We start from the raw sequence: 18,953 nt of genomic DNA on the forward strand, positions 1-18,953 counted from the left end.
AGCGGCAACATCAGGAACTGGGTGCTGGCACCAATCGTGTGCCTGAACCCGGAGCGGGAAGCGGTACTGCAGCAAACATCAAAGGCAGCGTGACACGCTCACGCGACAACTACCTTGAAAATCGCCGATCACGAGCTGATTGCATAGCGCAAGCATTCGCGCCGCAGCATCAATCATGATCTTGCAGCCCTCGGGCACAACGAACACTGCGCCTGTGCAGGCGGAATCCAAGGGCGACCCAACAGCAGCCAGCACATCCTCAAAGGAAGAGCTGTCCACCCACGCCTCCTTTTTAAGGACAATGGTCAGCACAGTCTTCACCACCGACCACCGATGGTCAGCATCTTGGGCGAACGTATCAGGACTCTTATAAAGAAGAGAATTGACCTCCCCTTTAGCCACCCCAAGATGCTTGGCGATGTCCTTAGCTTTAGTGCCTGGGTTTTCCCGCAGAAAACGCTCAACATCAGCAATCAACCACCTAGTCTCCTTGGCTGTTTGGCATCCAGAATTTCTATCAAAACTCGATGATCACCCCTCTCTACAGCAGCGCAGGCCAAGAGAGAATGGACGGACGCCACTATAACTTAGTGAGCGCCTGAGACCAGTTAGGCACCATTGGCCAAGGCCTCAGATCCCGGCTGAAGCAGCGGTCTGACCCAGGATGTAGTTATCCCTCCCACCAGAGGCGATCAAATCATCGACGCAATACGTAAACGAAATCAGCCTTACCAGCTATCCGAATCACCTCCACACCAAGAAGCTCAACGCCACTGGCCCGGAAGAAATCTTCCAACGCATCACAGTCCAACCCAATGCCATAGTGCCGAGCCTTGAATTCGCCGCAAGGCAGGCATCCAGGAGCAAGCCCTGTACGGTAGTGCCGGAGGATGAGTCGCGCATCGAGGTAACCATTCACGTCCGGCTGACTCTCAGTCGTGAACGACGCCTCTAGTACCCGTGAAGACGGATCAACCGCTCTACTCAAACCAGGGCTATCACCATCAGCCAGTGCCTTAAGCTCATCCTGAAGCGCAGACCTTGTCCACGCAGGAAACATCCAGTTCTTGTACTTGGCCACATAGCGACCTGCGTATCGGCGCGACAGTCGCTTGAGCAGCTCCGCGATAGCCGGACTGTACGCCACAGAGCGCACTACCACAGAGCCGAACTCAAGCACCCGCAGATCGACCCAAAAGCCCTGAATCGTGAACCGCTGCCGCTCAGGCAAGTGCACGCTGGACTCCTGCTGAACGCCGCTATCAACAGGCAGCAACATATCGCCGCCAACAACGATTTCCGGGAGCGGGTAGAGCCACTGCTTTAAGGTCGCGTCATGCAGGATGGATCTTTTTATCTCCAGCAAACCATCAGATGAGGGCGTTACGACCAAACCGCTCAAGTCGATCTCGACGGTGCGAATGCCCAACTGCTTGATCCGCGCCAGTTTCTCCTCATCAACAAACGAGGTGCAGGCGAACTCAATCAATAACGGGCCATCCATCAGCTCAGCAGCAAGGTCGGGCCTGAAATCTCCCATCCAGGGTTCTTCTTTGACGGATTCAAAATCCCACCAAGAACTCTTGTCTTCAGAATCTGGGCGATGCCCCGGCTGCGGAGGCAGCTGCAAGCCTAAGCTTTCTCCCACCACCTGCTTGGCGTATCGGTGCAGAAAGCTTTCTGGCGTGACCTCACAGGGCGCTTTATGTGAGGCATGGGAAAAATGGTGCATCCGCTGTAGCCCTTGGCGAGCAACAACGACCTCATTGCATTCAATGCACCGACAGCCACAAGCCAGACCGCGTACTACTTCGTTAATCGAAACAACTCGGCCACTGACATCTACTGCAATCGTCATGGTCATGAGACTTTTCCGCTGGAGTTAAGAAGGTCTCAAGACTGAAAATACGCGGCAGAAAAAACCTCCAGATATGGCCGTATTCCGGAAATCCAGGTTTTAAATCCTTAAAAATCATAAGCATAGGGAATTGCATGTTCGAAGCTCTTCAGCGTCTAAAGCATCACCTCACAGAGAACCCCTCGCGCGGACGGGCCTACGAGATCCTGCTGTTCATGACCAATAGCTGTCTTGCCCGCCCTGACAACCAAGAGAAACTGACCTTTGAGGCTAAGACTCTGCTCGCCGGCTGCGGTAATGCTGCGGAGAAAGACTCAGACCCTAAGGATTGGGTACCGAAAATCTCGATCCTGCGGCGCACCCTGAAGCTGGCCCAGTCAGAATCAGATGAGCCGCGCCTGCAACTTGGCTATACGCCAGGTGGCGGCAGGGGGGTGGTCAGCCTGTATTGGCTGGAACTGGAACCCCAAGATGACGAAGAGAAAACGCCTGAAGTAGAACCCGCCTCATCAATCATCTACCGACGTTCCGCCAAGGGCGCAATCAAACCATCGCTCGCGGCTCGCCTGTTCCTGAGTGGTGGTGAAATGCGCAACCTGAGTGTCAGAGGCATCAGCTTTCTGAGCTCAATCCTTCTGGGCAGTACATTCTGGGTTGCTCTACTCGGAATCATGCTGCTGAGCCTGAGCCTACGTGAGGGGCCCATTACGATGGGAAGCCTCATCACCCTATGCCTCAGCCTGGCAGGATTTGTATTCATCTGGCGCGAGGGCTACTCACCTTGGTTCAAAGTGATTGATGACTGCGTCGTGAAAGCACCTAACTGGGTGTCCGCGTTCAAAGAAACCAGCTGCGAGCTGGAGATGTTCCGGCATGAAAATTACCGCTGGACGCGCCTGGTGCGCTTTTCGGCTGACTGTCCTGTTTGCGGTAGCACCATAGAGCTCCAACCCGGCAAGCCAGACCAGAAACTCCCACTGGTAGGTCGCTGCGTCGAAAGCCCACATGCCCACGTCTACAGCTTTGACCGGATGACCTTGCGTGGCGCGTACCTCGGCCCACCCATGCCTGAAGAGAAGGATTAGTAAGGAATCTTTATCTTCTGATCCAGAATCGCGTCCGGCTGCGCCACCAGCGGATCCAGCCAGTCCGCTTTAGCCCGAGCCCAGGCCAGAAACATCTGCTGCTGATCGGACAAGGCACCTGCTTCAAGGGCATCGACTTCTTGGGCGTGTAAAAACGCACGGATGGTTTCCGCCTGTTGCCAGCGCTGCGCATCTGCAATCAGCTTTGCCAGCTTCTGCTTTTCAGCGTCCTGAATCGCTTGCTGCGCCAGAGCCTCCTGGCGCCGCTTTTCGCGGATCGCCGCCAAACGCTCCTGCTCTTCCTGGTAGCGAAGCCTGCTGATCGCCCGCCTAGCCATCACCTCCACCGCCAGATTGAGCTGCTCCTCGATGGGTTGCCGCACCGTGTCTTTGACCACCGCGTCGTGGCCATCGCCGCAACGGATTTCGAGCGTTCCCGACGGGGTGTACTGATAGCGCGGCCAATAGCTATGTTCGCCACGACTTTTGGCCGCCAGCTCTTTCTCCGTAGGGACATAGTTAGAGCGCTTCGTAGGCTCATAGATACCTAGCGTGAAGTGGCTACCAAACATCTCGACCTGCATGTGCCGATCACCAGGACGCAGGCTGTAACCACGTGTTTCCAAGGCTTTGACCAGGGTATTCAGCACCCGAAATGCCCGCTTGCGCTGACCAACCGAGACGGCGATATCGAATCCCCGACCACCCGGAATCGGTATCCCTCGGTTGTCTTTGTAGCCACTGTTGAAGGCATCGCGGGTAGCCGCCACCAGTGGGTGCCAGTGCGTACCCCGGCTCGGTACCCGGATGTGATTGGCGGGGTCACGCTCAAACGCCACTACTGGCAACAGACGCTCATCCAGCGGTGGCGCCTATCCAGCCGGCTTGACCGGTTGCGCCACAAAGCGGTGAAGGTGGCGAGGATTCCCTTTGAACACCGGCAACGTTGGTGGGGCGGTTACCGCTTTGCCCGCTTTCAACTTGGCCCAGTGGCCTCGGGGTGGCGTGGGGATCTGCAAGCGACTGCACAGCTTCTTCAAGCCAACGTCCGACAGCCCGTAGCGCTTGGCCACCGATTGCACCAGCTCGGCCCAGACTTCGGCAAACAGTTTGTCTCGATCAACTTGCTCCCACATAAGCGCCTCCGATGATCCCTCGCACTGTTTAGATTTGGCGACTCATGGACACGGCAAGATCCATAGCGCCACCGTTGCTCGGGGCTTCATTAACCGGTTTGATAAGAAAATTCCGACCCCTTAGCAGCGCTTCATCACTGCAATCGATCATGGGTGAGATGGAGATCAGCCGGGCTAATCGCGTTGTATGCATCTAAAGACTGTCGGCCCCCGTCAGGATCGAACGTGACGATCACGTATAGACTTCCACTGCGGGTATGCAGCACATAGAAACCATCAATACGCTCAGTACGCATGACATCTGAAGTTCGTACTCGATGGCCGTCACTAAAGCGACCCCATGCATCAGCTTTGATGTGATCGTGCATCACGCCAAATCCGGCCCGTGCAATGATCTGCGCATTAGTGATGTACGCGGTCACTGGGCGCCCAAAACAAATTCGCCGCGCCTGAGCCAACTTTCTCGCTGCGTAGCGTGATAGCTCTGCCATCCATCCTCCCCGCGCAATAGCGCAACAGAAAGCGTGTTATGCGAAGCCCGGTTCGAATCCCCCTGACCTGGCCACAACCCCCTCAGAAAATGCGGCCAACGGTTTCCAGGGCGGCGCGCTTGCGCTGCCCATCGCCGAGCAGCACGTAGGTGGAGTTCAGCGTTTTGAAGAGGAAGCCTTCATCAAAGCGATAGAGTGGCGAGGTGCGGACAAAATCGCCCACGTCCCACCGGCGGGCAGAGTCGTAAATGACGGTGTGGGCGTAGATGATTGCGGGTTGGCGCTGAGTCTTTGCCAGCTCGATGCACTGCGCTTCGGCAACATTCAGGTCGATCCACAGCCACTGTCGTACAAGGCAAAACTCCGTACGCCAGCAATGCTCTCGCGCATAAGCCAGGGCTTGCTCGTCGGTCATAGGTGAGCCACTCATTGGCTCGCCAGGGCTATATAGCAATTCGGTGATTGCATTGAGTTCGTCCACGGTCAGTCCCCCTCCGCCCTGAAGATTTTCACCATGGCACTGAGCTCTGCGCGCTTGCGCAGGCCGTGCCCGAGCAAGACGTGAACCGTGTCGCGCGTTTCGAATAAACAGCCTTGGCTGAATGACACTAAGGGCGTACTGCGCAGCCAATCGCCCCCTTCAAACCGACCCAAGCTGTCTATCAGAACATCCCCATACAGCATGACCGGCTGAAGCTGCATACGGCTCATCTCTTCGCGGACGTCATCCGGAAGATCGAGGTCGATCCAGATCCAGTTGCGTACCAAGCAAAACTGCCGCCCTGGAAAATGCTCGTCGAGCAGGGCCAGGATGGTTTCGCCCGCGGGGGTATGGCCGAGCATCACGGTGCCCGGTGCATCTAGCAGTGCCTGTCGAGCAGTCTGCTCATCCATATCGATCCCCCCGTTCAATGCAGACACCAGCGCGATTTCGCCAGCTGTGCAGTTTCAAAAAGATTGATCAGATGAAGCAGCGCCCGACGACCTCCAGGCGCAAAGTTCACGATAACCAGGCATTCGAGCTCTCGGGTTTTAACCAGCCAGCGCCTGTCGTATTCGATGACTTCAATGATGCTTCCGGAGATCAGATGCTCGCCTTTGGCATAACCGCACGCTTTGTATGCGGCACCGACCAAACAGCCCGCGACGATCTGCGCATCGACGATGTAACCAGTGATCACTTCCTCGTAGTCATCGAGCAGGGCATCAGCCAGTCTGGCTTTCTTCAAGAGAGTCAGCATGTCGAACCCTCAAGCTGTTCAGCGAGATCTCTGATTGTGGGTTTGCGCAGTTGAGCCGCATACGCTAGATCTGCATTGCGAACCAATAAACCTCGGAGCCCACCCACTGTGTCTTGAGGAGGAGTGATTACCTCAATCTTGGCGGGACGCCAGGACTGGGTCAGATACAAAGTCTTGGTATTGAGCTGTTTGGATAGCTCGGCTGTTGGGCTGTATGTCAGCAGAAACTGAATCAACGCCGAGACTGGGACAACATCGCGCTTGGCTTTGCCATGCCGCTCTTCCACCGCTTGCAGGTACCCTCCCTGGATCCACTTCTTGATGACCCCAGCTTTCCAGCCCGACACCCGCGACAGGTCGTCAACGCTCAAGGCAACGTCAGGATCATTGTCCCGAACCCGTTGTTCAATCTCGGTTTTATCGAATTGCAAACCAGCCAGACCCGCAATTGAGCTGACATGCGCCACAGGCCGCACAATGCCCTGCAAGATGTCTTGCAACACCCCCACGATCTTGCTGTTAGCAATACCGTGCTTGGCGGAGATGTCTTGAATGCCGATCAATTGCACTGTTCTGGGCTTCTTGCGGACACTCCCTGCCAGCTGCTGAATCAGCTGATCGACGTCAGCAACCCGGAACTCACCCGCAACAAGCGTTGGTCGCTCATCGCGCTTATAGCGACGCAAGCCACCTGCTTGTACAAAACGCTCAAAGAAAACCTTAGAGACATTCAGGCGATGGCGGGCTTCAGTCGCAGAGAGATAGGCGGCTCGCTGCGCCGCATTCTGGTCAAGCGTTGAACGGTGGATAGCAATGAAGCGACTCTTGCCCTCTTGTTGAACCTTGCCCTCAATTTTTTGGGTGATCACCAGGTTTGCCAAGATGTCTGGAGCAACACCGAGAAGGCGTGCAGCTTCAGCGGCAGAGAACCATTGCATGGCATCTGCGTTGTCAGCTCCGAACATCAGAGCGCGCGTGCTAACCCCCAGACGTCCGTCGAAATACTCAGCAACCTGCGCTTTGAAACGATCCCGCACAAAATCAAAACTCGCCGATGAATAGGTACTGAAAAGCGTTCGATACCAAGTACCAATTCGTCCGGCCAAGCTGACTCCCTCACCCTTGCACAGCTGATTTTCCAGGGTGGCATCGAAACGCTGTGGCCAGTCACCGAGCAGCGCCTCCAGATGCCTGACCATCGCCAAACAATCTTCAAAAGAGGAGCTGGCCCCAAAGCGATACCTGCGTGGAAGCAGGTCAGTCATGCGCCCCTGTGCTTTGGCGAGCGTCACCAGAAAATCGGGTAGCAGTGGTTCAAAGTTCAGCTGGTTAAGCGGCGCGGGTAGGGCCTGCCGGCTTGGAGCAGCCGCATATGTTAGAAAGGCAGAAAGCCCCGTAGAAAACGCTGAAGCAGGCTCACTGACGGCGTGGCGATAGTCATAACCACAATCACAATGCATCAACACTCGCCGTGTCAGGCAGATCGGCTCTGCACATTGAGGACACTGGCTAAGCAGCTCTGTCTGATGTACTGAGCATGCGGTTACGAGCACATGAGACCAGGCCTCCTGCACCATCCCCTCGGCGGCCAAGCACTGCGGGCATACAGGCGAACACTGGCTACGCAAAAACGCCTTCTGGCCCAGGTAAGGAGTCTGGCCTGCACTCGCTGGCATCAGGTCATGCTCTGCCAGCTCAAAACATTCCCGAAGCTGCTCTCGCTCCTCCGGCGAATAGCTGACCTTCATGGTCAGATCCACATCCACCAGCAGTGCATGCGCCGTGCCGTAACCGTTTTGCTCGGCTTTGCGCATCAACAGTGAATTGAGGCTTTCACCAGGCTTGCGAACGACACTCTGAAAAAAAGACATGATGTCGCCCCTTACAGCTTGGGAATCGGCAAGTGCGCTTGCTGAAGCAGCCTGACGTATTCAGCGTTAAGTTCTTGCTCCGTGATCTGGGTTTTGGGAGAGAACGGATTACCCGTGAAGGGCTGATGGTTAATGCCGTGTGTGTAGGCCTTGGCCAGGCATTTCATGTCGATCAGTTTGCGGGGATTGTCGCTCTCGGCATGACTGAGAAAATCGATCAGCACGCCAAACCGCCCCATGCATGCGGCGTACAGAGACTTAAGAGCATCCGGGTCATCAAGTACGGTCTGCCAGCCCTGCTCGCGGTAGGCCTCCGCGATCAGCGCAACCCCTTGTGCAAAGTCCTGGCGATGCGACGGACTGATCCAGGCATAGGGGTAGATCAACTCGGTGGCCAAACAACGCCGCTGGAAGGATGGATCGCAGTTGATAAAGCGCTGAGCCGTAGGCAATCCAACCAAGATCAAGGAGACGCCACACTGATCCAGAATGAATTGCAGGAAGTTCACTGCAATTTTCATTTTCGCAGCACTGAGGTTTTCAGCCAGGCGCTGGACTTCATCGAAAATGATTGTCCTGACATCAAGGATTTTCAGTTGCTGTAAAGCCTGATCGACCACATCTGTCGTATTGCTTCTGCTTAGCACCCGGCCTTGCATGCCGCGAATGATGCTCAAGGCAATTGACCGCTGGTTCGGCTCAACTGGACAAGTCACATGGATCACGGGCTTGGTGACCTTGTCTTGCGTCGTCTGCTGCTGAGGGAATTCAGACACCCAACACGTGATCGTCTCGGTCTTGCCAACCCCAGCGCAGCCCTGAAACGGGAAAATCTGTTGCTCCCCCCGGAATGACTGCTCAATCACGCCACGACCACGTTCATACGCTCGCAATAGGTGGCCATGAAAGAACCCCTCCGAGCGCACCACTTTCTTTGCCGAATCCAGCATCATTTTTTCCTCCGATGGGGTTTCACCACCGTCTGAATGGAATCCGGCGATACCACGGGCGCGTCGACTTCTGGCTGCTGAACTGTTGCCGTAATCGCCGCCTGCGCACGCTCGATGTCGCGCTCAGCCTTACGATTACGATTAATATGACCCTTTTTGCGCTTCGTTGAATTAGCGTCTGCGATGATTCCCTGCTGATTCAGCACATACTCAGCTCGTGAAATCTCAAGATCTGTTTGATAGTTCTGACTACGATAGAACTTAGCTTGCTCGAAACTCATCGCCGGCATATAGGGATTCTTATTAGGCACTACCAGCCAAGTTTTATTCTCCGCATCAAACACGTGAATCGAACTACAATCGAGCGGATTTACATAAACATCTACCTTCTGCTTGTCATTGGTCTTATACAGCGAAGAAATAAATTCATTCTGATATTTCTGACACAGATAATTAAGACCTTCACGCGTCACATTAAGCTTGACTTCCAGGTGATGCCGACAAGCTTCCTGCAACTCTTCGACAGACGGCGCAGGAAATAGAACATGTTGTTGGCTCAGGATTTCGAGGGCCTGGAGCGGCGTGCAAGGTTTTCCGAACTTTGTGGTCAATCGATCGCTCGGCTTAACATGGTACGCATCCGTAATCCAACGGATAATCATCGAATTTAATTCGTCGAGAGTGAGCTTGGCTGTCTTCTCTGCATTTTCTAGAGCGTGCTCTTCGCGTTTGTCATGCGAGTATTTAGCCCCCGGCAACTTCTTAATTAGCATCGTGTGTAAGCTGCCAAAAAAACGCTCAATAAATGGCTTCTGATAGGGCGCTCCGGCGATGCAGTATTCGAGCTGCATCGATAGGTAGCGAGCGGCTTTGACTACCATCGGGCCGTGACAGTCGGCACCGTTGTCCATCACGAGCACGCGAATGTCTGCTGGTGCGGGCCACGGATGAATACAGCCATGCTGCTGACGGAACGGCTCACCTTTAGCCGAAAACGCAAACTGAAGCGCCTGCAATACACCAACTTGACTGGCCGGTTGAATCGTCAAAAAGATCCCAACAATCGTCTGCGTCGCAGTGTCGATCATCGCGTATAACGTCGGACTGCCAATAATATTCCCAAACCTATCAACGATCAGAATATCTAGCACCGTTGAGTCCAGTTCCACCCTTGCATAAGGCTCTTGCACATCGAAATACTGCAAGGCATTACGCATGATCAAGCGAAAGGTTTTCCTGTTAAGCCGTCCTTTCATCTTTTTGATATTTAATCCGCCAATGAAACGACAGACTGTGCGTCGTGACACGCCGCCTAGATCAATATTAAGCTCTGCGGACTTTGCATCGCATTGACCGTTAATGGAATTGACAATATCCTTAACACTGAAACACGAGCTGTTGCAGTACTGCTCCTCCAAAACATTAAGAACGATGTCTTGAATATGGGGATCTAGACGCAGTGCACGATGCACGCCTCGTTGCGAAAACTTAGGCGCTAGGCAATTTAACGACTGCGCCTGTTTATAGATCTGCCAATAGCGCTCGATAGTCCGACGAGATGGAACTCTACGTACTCCGCCATACTCCCTCTTGATCTGCTCATAGATAAAGTCCCAAGTGCTGTTATCAATGTACTTAAGAACGATATCAATGTACTGCTTCCGCTCATCCAGCGCTTTACTCTCATTGCCCATAAGCTGACGGGGCTCGAAGATTTCCTCCACACCCTCAGCGTTCTGCTTGCAGACCACGAGTTTGAGCTCACCCGCCGCAACCTGATTGCGGAACTCATCGCTGTCATAAACGTAGGTCTCCCCCACCGGGCCAAGCAGCACGACCTGACGAGCCTTCGTGTGGATGCTGGCAATGACATATTGCCGGCCATCACGACCGGCAACGATGCCATCGACCCTGTAGCGGCGCGGGCTGATATAGCTGGTGTTGACTACGGCCATATCACAGCGCCTCGAAGATCAGGTGATCCAAGCTGCCATGTGCCGCCTCAACCCAGCTGGTATCGCTGAAGAGGGACTGACGCAGATCGGCACGCAAGACGCCGTGAGCTAAGCCAAAAAAGATGTCGGCGTTCGACAAGCCAGCTGACTTTTTGAGCTCAGCGGTGAGCCAACGCCCCTGCTGAGCCAATGCCCGGTCGAGCTTTTCAATCGCCACCTGAGCGTGATGCCGCTGCCCTTTACTCGTAGCTTTGAGCAGGTTTTCTAGGTTGGAGATGAAGACCGGGCTGAAGTGCTCCTCGGTCAATGTCGTGAAAGATTGGCCGTATTTGTTGAGGACTTTCTCAGCGAGCGCATGCTTCTCGGCATGCTGATCGAGAAACTCACGCGGCTTGCTTTCGCATACGCCCTGCCGGCCATCCGCACACTCGTACGAACTATCGGCGGTATAGCGCCTGGCAGTTTTCCCTCCGCGCTTCGGCAAATCGGCCAAACGATCCACCAAGGTCTCGTTGTCCAGGTCAATGCACACCGACTGATCCCACAACCGGGTGATGCCGACTTGAATACTGAGTAGCAGCAAATGATTGCGCTCTAGAAAGCTTTCGCCGGCGACAAAGCCGCTGGGATTGCGCTCAGTCGGCACGATGTAAGCCTTTCGCCCTCGGCGTACGCGCTTTGCGACATCTCGAACAGGGGCTTGGTTTTTCTTTCTAGCCGGCATTTATTGGCCTCCAATCTATTGCCTTTACAGTAATAACCAGCCTTGGTAGGCTTGTCAATAGATTCGAGTCCAACAAATTAAGGTCAGCGATGGGACGGCACGTCGATACGAGCTGGTACGACACTTACGTGCAGAGCAAGACGGTAAGCTCAGGTTCGCTGAGCGATCCTGAGCTCGCAGGCCTTCTCGGCCTGAAGCCAAAAACCTGGGCGCGTATTAAAGCAGCAGGCCGATTTCTCGACGGACTTACCCCCAGCATTGAGCGGGAGCGAATCCAATGTGGTTACGCCCCGCTGGAACGCCTGGCTAAGCTCTGGTCGCTTGCACCGAATGCTGCCCCGGACTTACTCGACGCAGTGCTGAGCAATCAGATCAAGCTCGCTGACTTGGAATCGCTGATTCGCGGTCATGCACAGCCCAACTTACCACGCCCCGAGCCGACCCGGCGCCCGCGACCGGCTCAGGCGCTCTTCAGCCGATTGGAGCGCTTTTTTGATTCATCAAAATTGCATCCTTTCGACTGCTATAAGGGACGCGTGGTACGTCGGAAGGGGACGCTAGGGGCTCCAAGCGGCTATTTCATCTACAACTCACTGGGTGAACGGATATGTCTGGTGCTATGCGTCCAGACAAGCGCCTGGCGAGATCCTGCTACGACGGCGCGTGAGCTCTACGAGCACGCACTGGCGCAGCGTCATCTTGCGCGCGATCTTTGGTTTGTCTTTGACAGCGACAACCCCGTGCTACAGCGGCTCGCTGAGCTCAGTTTGTATTGGGGCGGCTCTCCCTACGACACAGATGACCATTGGCTATTCTTATCGCACTTTATTGACACGGGCGCCTTGCAGGTCTTGTTCGAAGATCACTTTGCTCAGCTCATTGAGCGGATCAACGCCGGACAACGCCTGATCGGGGAAGCGGACTTGCGCTCAACGCTGGAGTCCCTGGATGGGCAGCCAGCACCTGAGCCCGAACCTGTCCGGACTGTGTTGGAGCTACCGAAGCCAGATAAGACGCGTGGCTACCGTGAGGTTGTCCAGGAGCGCAGGCGAGTGGCTGGTAGTACCCCTTCGGCAACCCATCAAGAGTTACGCGACAGGCTGGATGCCGACCTGGATTTGTAGGCCAATAAAACCTTTTCGATACGCCCGACGAGACAGCCCGCTGCGCGTAATAGGACGTTATGGTGAATGCGCCCCCTCAGCTGAACCGGGGGCGGTGACCGCTCGGCCTGCGGCGGTAACCGACCTTCGACCCTGCGCTATACCAGATCCCTGGTGACTGGAAGCTAGGAGAGCAGGGGACATGAAACGAGCGGTCGAGCAGGAGACGTTGCAAGCATTGGTCGAGACCGGGGCTGCACGAGAATTTCGCGTGCTGCGTGAAGGCGAGGCCTGGCGCCTGGGGCTGCGCCTCGGGGTGAAATGGCTGCCGGTGCGCTCACGGCGCGAACCGGTGCGGCACTGGCGCTCGCTGACGGCGGTGGGGCGGTTTTGTGAGGGCGTGGGCATTAAGGTGCTGACGGTGGAGCTTTAGCCCAGCCTATCGCGGACGCGCCCGCCAGAGTTCCTCGATGTCGAGATTGTTCAGAGCCTCGCGCATACGTACAAATGCATTGTCCGAAAAGCGCGGAATCTTTGTGGATCCGAACTCGAAGACGTGACGGCAGGTCACGTCCGCATCTATCCCCAAATGAGCTCGCAGCACCCGAGCCTTGGGTTGTGTAAGTCCGACCTTTTGCGCAAGCTCTGCTGCTCCCAGGTAAAACTTCTTCTGGAGATCCAGCTCACGCACTGCCGCCGCGTCGGCAGGGTCATCGCCGCCGATATAACGCACAGGCGCGCCTTCCTTCTTAGAGAAATGAACGACCAGGTTCACCCCCTCACCATCAGTGCGCGTACCCACAGTGGAGAGTCGAGGAAAGACCTCAAGGATGTCTTGTCCTGCACGCACGGCCCGCTCAATACGGTCGATGTCACGCTCGGATATAACAACCTCTTCCACGGCAATCGACTCCATGGCGAGCAGGGAACGAATCCGTGCACGGGCTTCGTCCCGGTGCCGCCGACCAGGCTCCAGCAACTCCCGGATCAAGCGATATTCGCGATCCACCAAGAACTCGAAATCGCCAGGAGGCATGGTTGAGACTGGCAAAACCCTAGCAGGGATGTGCTTTATCAGGGCATCCTCCAGGGCACGCTGCATATAGGCATCAAAAGCCGTGATCAATGCTCGTGTGTTGAGATACAGCAGATCCTCGGCGACGACGACAAACCAGTGCTGAGCCGCATCCCGCAAGCTATCAATCGCACGCATTGCACCGGCTTCCTCAGCCGTCAGGCCAAAGTGCGCCGTGCAGAGTCCGAGGCACTTATCGAAGCTAATCGAACGCCCCGCCTCTTTGTCGAAGACCTTAGCCTGGTTCTGCACCAGCACGGCCTTCAGCAACATCTCGCAAGCATGCTGGAGGTGCAGCAGTACCGTAGTGATACGCCCATCGTCATCGAAGCTATTAAACGCCTGCATTCCCGTACGGAGAGAGCAAAGAGCCTTGCCTTTCAGAGTGCGTGCATCCCGAACAAGCTTCATCGTCCATTCCTTTGAGCCGTTATGGACTCACCTAGGCTTCAGTTTTGTCTAAAAGTTCTTATTTTCTGGCGTTCATCATCAGCTGTAGAGACTATCCTGCTAAGTTCTTTGCCTGAATGTATCCGTCATTTTTCTGATGAGCTGATAGTATTCTCCTCGCCCAACAACTGCTTCTTGGGATAGATCAATCTCTAGATTTGTTAGCATAACCGCTGGATCTATAATGTAATGGCTGGCCTCCATATATTTTCTGATAGCCGGAATAATCCAAGAAGCCGGATAGAAATGGATAATACTGTTGCCAGCTTTCTGAATCATTCCTACCCATTCAACCTGGTTAGCCTTAGGCATCAGGTTTGACACCATTCCGCCACTCATACCATTTAGCATGGCGTGCGTCTTCTCCCCGTGGAAGCGCAGAATAGGTGTTGAACCATCGAAATCGCAGCTCCCATAAGTGATGTGCTTATTGAGCACCGTAGAGCAGTTGTAATCATCACCATAAGGGTAATCAATCGGGTTATCGTCTATCGGATAACCAGAGACAACAAGAATCATCCCCTTGTATATATTTCTTACTGGAACACCTTTCGGCGCATTGGGAGAGTCGAGATCAATGAATGTATTTGGAAAACGGAAGAGTGATGCCAGCTCGACCAAAACAATATCCTGCATGTCGATATTTGGCATATCTTCTTTTATTGATTCCCCTATGCGCCAGCCTCGTATTGGAAACCCAAGATCCTCGGCACCTGCCCACCCTCTGTCAGAATAAAGATGGGTAAAAAACGGCGATTCATTCTGTGCGATCTCGTAGTGAGCATCTATAACGTGCTGCGCCGTCAGCAGAAAGAATTTCTCATGGTATTTAATAAGAATACCTGTCCCACCAAAATTGTAGACGGTATCTGCATGATAACGGCCAAGCTCCTCCATGGACTGAGAGCAATGGGTGAAGATCAATCTTCTAGCGGACTGAACCACATTGCTATGTGTAGTCTTCTCATAAAAACGACTTAACTTTCGTACTGGGATTTTCATCACCTACACCGCATCACCAAACACCGCCTGTTCCAACACCTGATGCTGCCGCTGCCAATCCGGCATATGGCTGGCCACAAGCGCCCAAAAGGCCTTGGTATGATTCTTTTCCACCGTATGGCACAGCTCATGGACGATGACGTAGTCCTGCACGCTGGCCGGTAGCTCCATCACCCGAGGATGAAACTCCAGGATGTGGCTCGCATCGCAGCTTGCCCAACGGCTTTGAAAATGGCGAATACGTACACCCGCAGCCAGTAGTCCGGTCTCTCGTTGCCAGTGGCGAACACGTAGTGGCAGCTTCTCGTGGGCTCGATCCCTATAGAATCGCTCCAGCAAGGGCATCAGTGCGTCGGGATGAATGCTCAAGCCTTCGGGGTTATCAACGATGAAACGTGATGCAGTGAAAGCCAACCGAGGCTTGAGGGCGTCTGGCACGTGACGAACTTCGGTGTAATAGGTACGCCCTGCATAGCGCAGGCGACTGCCAGTCACGATGGGTTCGCGGGCAAGGGGCTGATTCACCTGGGCCAGCTTTTCTCGAATCCAGCGCGCTCTGCGCAGCACCAAAGCCTCTTGCTCAAGCTCATCCACCTGCGGCCCACGCAATAGCACAGGCCGCCCCCGTTCTACGGTTACGTAATGGCGCTTGAGTTTGCTATCGAGCTGGAAGTGCCACTCGATAGCCGTTTGGCCGTAATTCAACACAGGCATGGGTGGCGCCGCTTCAGTTTTTCAGCAAGATATCGAAGATACGTTTGGCGTGATCACGCGCCACCGAACGCTCCCAGCCTGCGAGAGGCATCAATACCCCGCGCAGGTGGTCTCGAAAGTCAGGGTGCGTATCTGGCATTTTCTTCCAGTTTTCTGTCGCCAGCGCACGGTTCAGCATTTCATCTTCGAACAACTTGGTCGTTGCCACTCTTGCCGTGTCCTCAGCCAGTTGTGCGGCAAGGTAGTGGTACACCGCCGAGTGTGCGGGCTTTTCAAAACCGGTTTTGTCCTTGTCCTGAATACGCTGGCTGAACATCTCCAGTTGCTCCAGAAACTTGGCTTGGGTAATACGACCCGCCTTTTCCTCTTCCAGCAGCTTTTCCAGCTCCTCGGCGATCTTTTCGAAGAATGCTGGATCCTTGTCCTTGCCGGTAACGATGGTTTGCTTCAGCTGGTTTTTCATCACCAGGGCGCGACTACCGGGGCTGGCCAGTTTCTTCAAACGCTCCATATCGCTGGCATCCAGAATCGACACCTCATGACCCAGCAGGCTCTTCGCCGGGCTGGCCGCGATGTACTCATCCAGCAGCTGTTGCAGCAGTGCAGACTCCAGCTTGGTGATGCGCTCCTTATGGGTACTGCCCGGCAGTTTGTCGCGCAGCATCAGGCGAATCTCACCTAGCAGGGTGAAATAGGGCTTGAACGGTACACCGCGTACATCCGGCAGGATGATGTCCACTGAGCGGTTGAACTGTTTCACCAGGTCGAGGAATTCTTCGACCATGTCCAACCTGGTGGCGGGATCAAGGAAACGCTCGGCGTCGTCTTTGTATGCCTCGCGCTGCGCCACCGGGTCATGCTTTTTCGGCAGCAACTTGAGGATGCGGTCGAGTGTGGCTTGTAGTTTTGGCAATTCGGTTTCAACACCTTCCCAGACCTGCGAAGGCTTCACGTCGCCGCCATAAATCTTCAGCGCATGATCAAGGTGATCGACCACCCCGTGGTAATCCACGATGTAACCGGCATTTTTGCCGGGCAGGGTGCGGTTCACCCGTGCGATGGCCTGCAACAGGGTGTGTTCTTTTAACGGCTTGTCGAGGTACATGGTGCCAACAATCGGGGCATCCCACCCCGTCAGCAGCATGTCTGAAACGATGATCAGCCCAACATTGTTCGCCTGCGGCTTACCATCCAGCCCCTTAGCCTCTTCCCCGTAGGGCAGGGGAAACAGTTTGCTGACAAAGTTGCCGATCTGCTCGGAAGGCATGGCCACCGGGGGCTTTCCCGCTTTCACCTCAGCCTTGATCCGCTCCTCGATGCTGCGGATTTTGTCGGTCTCAATCTCGTACGCTGCCGCCTCTTCCATGGCAGAAGCGCCCGTACGGGAAGAAGTGATGCTGGCCAGGGAAATAACCACCTTGCTATCAAAGGTCGGCAGCCCTTTTTGTGCCCGCTCGACCATGATCGCATCGAGCAGATCCTTGTACCGCACCGCCATGTCGCGGCCATCGCACACCAGCATGGCCTTCAAACCTTTGGCCTTTACGCTGCTGAGGAAGTGCTCGACCAGATGCTCGGCGACCTGTTCCATGCGGTCACCGGCCTGACGCCAGCGGCGCAACAGCTCTCGCTTCAACTCGTGCTGACGAACTTCACTCTGATCGGCGAACTGCTCTTTGAACGCGGCATCCAGATCAGAATTGGCTGACAGCGCCACCCAGGCATCCTGGTATTTGATCGGCAGGGTTGCACCATCCGCTACCGCTTCATGCAGGCGGTATTCGTCGATGTATTCACCACCGCCAAACTCGCCCAGCGTGTGTTTGTCCTCTTGCAGCAGCGGGGTACCGGTGAAGGCGATGAACTTGGCGTTGGGCAAACTGGCGCGCATAAAGGCTGCGAGGAAGTCGTACTGACTACGGTGAGCTTCATCGACGAGCACATAGAAGTTGGGCTTAGTGCTCAGCACTCGGAAGTGCACCTTCTCCCGGCTGATTTCTTCCCACTTGGCCTTTATCGGAGCACCGTTCTCATCCACCGCCAGGTGGTGGACATTGTGCTCATGCACGATGAAGAAGTCCTTCTCCACGCGAATCCGCCGGTGGCGGGTGGCTTGCAGGGCATCATCTTCTTCGTCAGGCGTCTCAGCGGCCTGCTCAGTAGGCTGGTCGTTCTCCTGGAACTTCTGCACGGTGCTGGTGAACACGCTGCCGTAGTCGTTGGACAGCATCTTCAACAAGCCATCGACCGACACAGCCTGAATGGCATTGATGCCCACCGCATGGAAGGTGTCGAAGATCTGCTTATCGAGGTCTTTGCGGTCGGTCAGCACCAACACGGTAGGGTTGTTTAACCCCGTGCTATCGGCCCGCAGCATGCGCGCGAGCAGGGCCATGGTCAGTGACTTGCCGCTGCCTTGGGTATGCCAAACAACGCCGCCCATGGGTTTAGGCGCACATAAACGATCCACCGTTTTGCGCACCGCCCGCCATTGTTGATAGCGCGGCAGCTTTTTCACGGTCTTGCCGTCGCGGGTTTCGAACAGCACAAAATGGGTGATCAGTTGCAGGAAGCGGCTCGGCTCAAACAATGCCCACAGCACATTTTCCTGCTCACTGGGAGCATCGCCTAACAGGGCAGCAACAGCGGCAGTCTCCGGCACCTGCAACCGATAGCGAGCGTAATAGGCAGGTTTGGTGAGGATAGCGCCATACAACCCTTCACGCCGATTCAACCCAACACAGACCTGGTTGAACACAAACTGGGTAGGGAAGGTGCTTTGATAGCCATCCAACTGGCCCAGGGCTTCATCCAGGCGGTGATGGCTGGCTTTGCATTCGATGATGGCGAGCGGCAAGCCATTAACAAACAACAGCAGGTCAGGGCGGAAAACTTCCCCGTCTGCATTGCGCCCCACGTACTGATCGACCACATGGAAGTCGTTGTTGCTGGCATCACTAGCATCGAAGAAGCGCACGCTACGCGGCTTGCCCTCGACATCCTTCACCTGGATATCCGAACGATGCACCACCTGTTCCCAGAACGCTTTGTTGGCAAGCAAAAGCTCATCATTGACGCGCTTACGCAGTTCGATCAACGCCGCGCTGATACCACCGGGGGCGCTCTCCAGCCATGGGTTGAGGCTCAGCAGCCGAGCCTGCAACACATCATCCAGCACCGGAGCCAGGTGGCGATGCTCAACCTGTACCTGGGTACCAGGCAAATGGGTGTAGCCCAACTTAATCAGCCAGTTGATAGCGGGCAGCTCGACCCCGACCTTCTCTGGTGACCGGCTCAT

At 55.1% G+C, this 18,953-nt stretch carries 19 protein-coding genes; 3 read left to right on the plus strand and 16 right to left on the minus strand.

Annotation, left to right across the window (positions count from 1 at the left end; translation table 11 throughout):
- Positions 1-78: 78 nt before the first annotated feature.
- Positions 79-477 (minus strand): hypothetical protein, encoded by a 399-nt coding sequence (locus P3C50_RS12600; protein ID WP_275546271.1) that lies wholly within the window; start codon positions 475-477, stop codon positions 79-81.
- 220 nt (positions 478-697) lie between these two features.
- Entirely contained in the window at positions 698-1,864 is a 1,167-nt protein-coding gene (locus tag P3C50_RS12605) for a competence protein CoiA family protein (RefSeq protein ID WP_175252504.1), read from the minus strand.
- Between the two features lie 128 nt (positions 1,865-1,992).
- Between P3C50_RS12605 and P3C50_RS12610 the strand changes: the two genes are divergently transcribed.
- The gene (locus P3C50_RS12610; RefSeq protein ID WP_179591226.1) at positions 1,993-2,943 is read left to right on the plus strand and encodes a hypothetical protein; all 951 of its coding nucleotides are present in this window, start codon (positions 1,993-1,995) and stop codon (positions 2,941-2,943) included.
- Here the strand turns inward: P3C50_RS12610 and P3C50_RS12615 are convergent.
- The 10 genes from P3C50_RS12615 to P3C50_RS12660 form a co-directional block, all read right to left on the minus strand.
- The gene (locus P3C50_RS12615; RefSeq protein WP_179591227.1) at positions 2,940-3,713 is read right to left on the minus strand and encodes a hypothetical protein; all 774 of its coding nucleotides are present in this window, start codon (positions 3,711-3,713) and stop codon (positions 2,940-2,942) included. The two genes, P3C50_RS12610 and P3C50_RS12615, sit on opposite strands and share 4 nt — an antisense overlap.
- Before the next feature lie 102 nt (positions 3,714-3,815).
- The gene (locus tag P3C50_RS12620; RefSeq protein ID WP_275546272.1) at positions 3,816-4,079 is read right to left on the minus strand and encodes a hypothetical protein; all 264 of its coding nucleotides are present in this window, start codon (positions 4,077-4,079) and stop codon (positions 3,816-3,818) included.
- Between the two features lie 134 nt (positions 4,080-4,213).
- Positions 4,214-4,570, minus strand: coding sequence for a hypothetical protein (locus P3C50_RS12625; protein ID WP_179591229.1), 357 nt, complete (start codon positions 4,568-4,570; stop codon positions 4,214-4,216).
- Between the two features lie 82 nt (positions 4,571-4,652).
- Positions 4,653-5,051, minus strand: a complete 399-nt coding sequence (locus tag P3C50_RS12630) for a DUF6957 family protein (protein WP_275546273.1) — start codon at positions 5,049-5,051, stop codon at positions 4,653-4,655.
- Between the two features lie 2 nt (positions 5,052-5,053).
- Positions 5,054-5,464 carry a DUF6957 family protein gene (locus P3C50_RS12635; RefSeq protein WP_275546274.1) on the minus strand — a complete coding sequence of 137 codons (411 nt, stop codon included), beginning with the start codon at positions 5,462-5,464 and terminating at the stop codon, positions 5,054-5,056.
- A gap of 14 nt (positions 5,465-5,478) precedes the next feature.
- Positions 5,479-5,811 (minus strand): hypothetical protein, encoded by a 333-nt coding sequence (locus P3C50_RS12640; RefSeq protein WP_275546275.1) that lies wholly within the window; start codon positions 5,809-5,811, stop codon positions 5,479-5,481.
- Entirely contained in the window at positions 5,805-7,682 is a 1,878-nt protein-coding gene (locus P3C50_RS12645) for a TniQ family protein (protein ID WP_275546276.1), read from the minus strand. Before P3C50_RS12645 ends, P3C50_RS12640 begins: the two co-directional genes overlap by 7 nt.
- Positions 7,683-7,693: 11 nt before the next feature.
- Positions 7,694-8,635 carry a TniB family NTP-binding protein gene (locus P3C50_RS12650; RefSeq protein ID WP_275546277.1) on the minus strand — a complete coding sequence of 314 codons (942 nt, stop codon included), beginning with the start codon at positions 8,633-8,635 and terminating at the stop codon, positions 7,694-7,696.
- A complete protein-coding gene (locus P3C50_RS12655) occupies positions 8,632-10,587 on the minus strand; it encodes a transposase (RefSeq protein ID WP_275546278.1) in 1,956 nt (651 codons plus the stop codon). Before P3C50_RS12655 ends, P3C50_RS12650 begins: the two co-directional genes overlap by 4 nt.
- A gap of 1 nt (position 10,588) precedes the next feature.
- Complete coding sequence (locus P3C50_RS12660) at positions 10,589-11,233, minus strand: hypothetical protein (protein WP_275546279.1); 645 nt, start codon at positions 11,231-11,233, stop codon at positions 10,589-10,591.
- Between the two features lie 206 nt (positions 11,234-11,439).
- Between P3C50_RS12660 and P3C50_RS12665 the strand changes: the two genes are divergently transcribed.
- A complete protein-coding gene (locus P3C50_RS12665; protein WP_275546280.1) occupies positions 11,440-12,435 on the plus strand; it encodes a hypothetical protein in 996 nt (331 codons plus the stop codon).
- A 181-nt stretch (positions 12,436-12,616) separates the two neighbouring features.
- Positions 12,617-12,847, plus strand: coding sequence for a hypothetical protein (locus tag P3C50_RS12670; protein ID WP_181563355.1), 231 nt, complete (start codon positions 12,617-12,619; stop codon positions 12,845-12,847).
- Between the two features lie 6 nt (positions 12,848-12,853).
- On the opposite strand, the gene P3C50_RS12675 is transcribed toward P3C50_RS12670, so the two are convergent.
- The 4 genes from P3C50_RS12675 to P3C50_RS12690 form a co-directional block, all read right to left on the minus strand.
- On the minus strand, positions 12,854-13,900 hold the full coding sequence (locus P3C50_RS12675) for a hypothetical protein (protein WP_181563354.1): 1,047 nt from the start codon (positions 13,898-13,900) through the stop codon (positions 12,854-12,856).
- Positions 13,901-13,999: 99 nt separating this feature from the next.
- Entirely contained in the window at positions 14,000-14,941 is a 942-nt protein-coding gene (locus P3C50_RS12680) for a hypothetical protein (RefSeq protein WP_181563353.1), read from the minus strand.
- 3 nt (positions 14,942-14,944) lie between these two features.
- Positions 14,945-15,655, minus strand: a complete 711-nt coding sequence (locus P3C50_RS12685; RefSeq protein ID WP_175252494.1) for a SprT family zinc-dependent metalloprotease — start codon at positions 15,653-15,655, stop codon at positions 14,945-14,947.
- Positions 15,656-15,668: 13 nt separating this feature from the next.
- On the minus strand, positions 15,669-18,953 hold the full coding sequence (locus tag P3C50_RS12690) for a type I restriction endonuclease subunit R (RefSeq protein ID WP_181563352.1): 3,285 nt from the start codon (positions 18,951-18,953) through the stop codon (positions 15,669-15,671).

This window comes from Pseudomonas sp. Marseille-Q0931 (assembly GCF_940789645.1).
Classification (GTDB): domain Bacteria; phylum Pseudomonadota; class Gammaproteobacteria; order Pseudomonadales; family Pseudomonadaceae; genus Aquipseudomonas.

Excerpts from the sequence above, each read along its gene's own strand:
- P3C50_RS12605 (WP_175252504.1), bottom strand. The coding sequence starts at position 1,864 with ATGACCATGACGATTGCAGTAGATGTCAGTGGCCGAGTTGTTTCGATT.
- P3C50_RS12610 (WP_179591226.1), top strand. The coding sequence starts at position 1,993 with ATGTTCGAAGCTCTTCAGCGTCTAAAGCATCACCTCACAGAGAACCCC.
- P3C50_RS12620 (WP_275546272.1), bottom strand. The coding sequence starts at position 4,079 with ATGTGGGAGCAAGTTGATCGAGACAAACTGTTTGCCGAAGTCTGGGCC.
- P3C50_RS12625 (WP_179591229.1), bottom strand. The coding sequence starts at position 4,570 with ATGGCAGAGCTATCACGCTACGCAGCGAGAAAGTTGGCTCAGGCGCGG.
- P3C50_RS12635 (WP_275546274.1), bottom strand. The coding sequence starts at position 5,464 with ATGGATGAGCAGACTGCTCGACAGGCACTGCTAGATGCACCGGGCACC.
- P3C50_RS12640 (WP_275546275.1), bottom strand. The coding sequence starts at position 5,811 with ATGCTGACTCTCTTGAAGAAAGCCAGACTGGCTGATGCCCTGCTCGAT.
- P3C50_RS12645 (WP_275546276.1), bottom strand. The coding sequence starts at position 7,682 with ATGTCTTTTTTTCAGAGTGTCGTTCGCAAGCCTGGTGAAAGCCTCAAT.
- P3C50_RS12650 (WP_275546277.1), bottom strand. The coding sequence starts at position 8,635 with ATGATGCTGGATTCGGCAAAGAAAGTGGTGCGCTCGGAGGGGTTCTTT.
- P3C50_RS12655 (WP_275546278.1), bottom strand. The coding sequence starts at position 10,587 with ATGGCCGTAGTCAACACCAGCTATATCAGCCCGCGCCGCTACAGGGTC.
- P3C50_RS12670 (WP_181563355.1), top strand. The coding sequence starts at position 12,617 with ATGAAACGAGCGGTCGAGCAGGAGACGTTGCAAGCATTGGTCGAGACC.
- P3C50_RS12675 (WP_181563354.1), bottom strand. The coding sequence starts at position 13,900 with ATGAAGCTTGTTCGGGATGCACGCACTCTGAAAGGCAAGGCTCTTTGC.
- P3C50_RS12680 (WP_181563353.1), bottom strand. The coding sequence starts at position 14,941 with ATGAAAATCCCAGTACGAAAGTTAAGTCGTTTTTATGAGAAGACTACA.
- P3C50_RS12685 (WP_175252494.1), bottom strand. The coding sequence starts at position 15,655 with ATGCCTGTGTTGAATTACGGCCAAACGGCTATCGAGTGGCACTTCCAG.
- P3C50_RS12690 (WP_181563352.1), bottom strand. The coding sequence starts at position 18,953 with ATGAGCCGGTCACCAGAGAAGGTCGGGGTCGAGCTGCCCGCTATCAAC.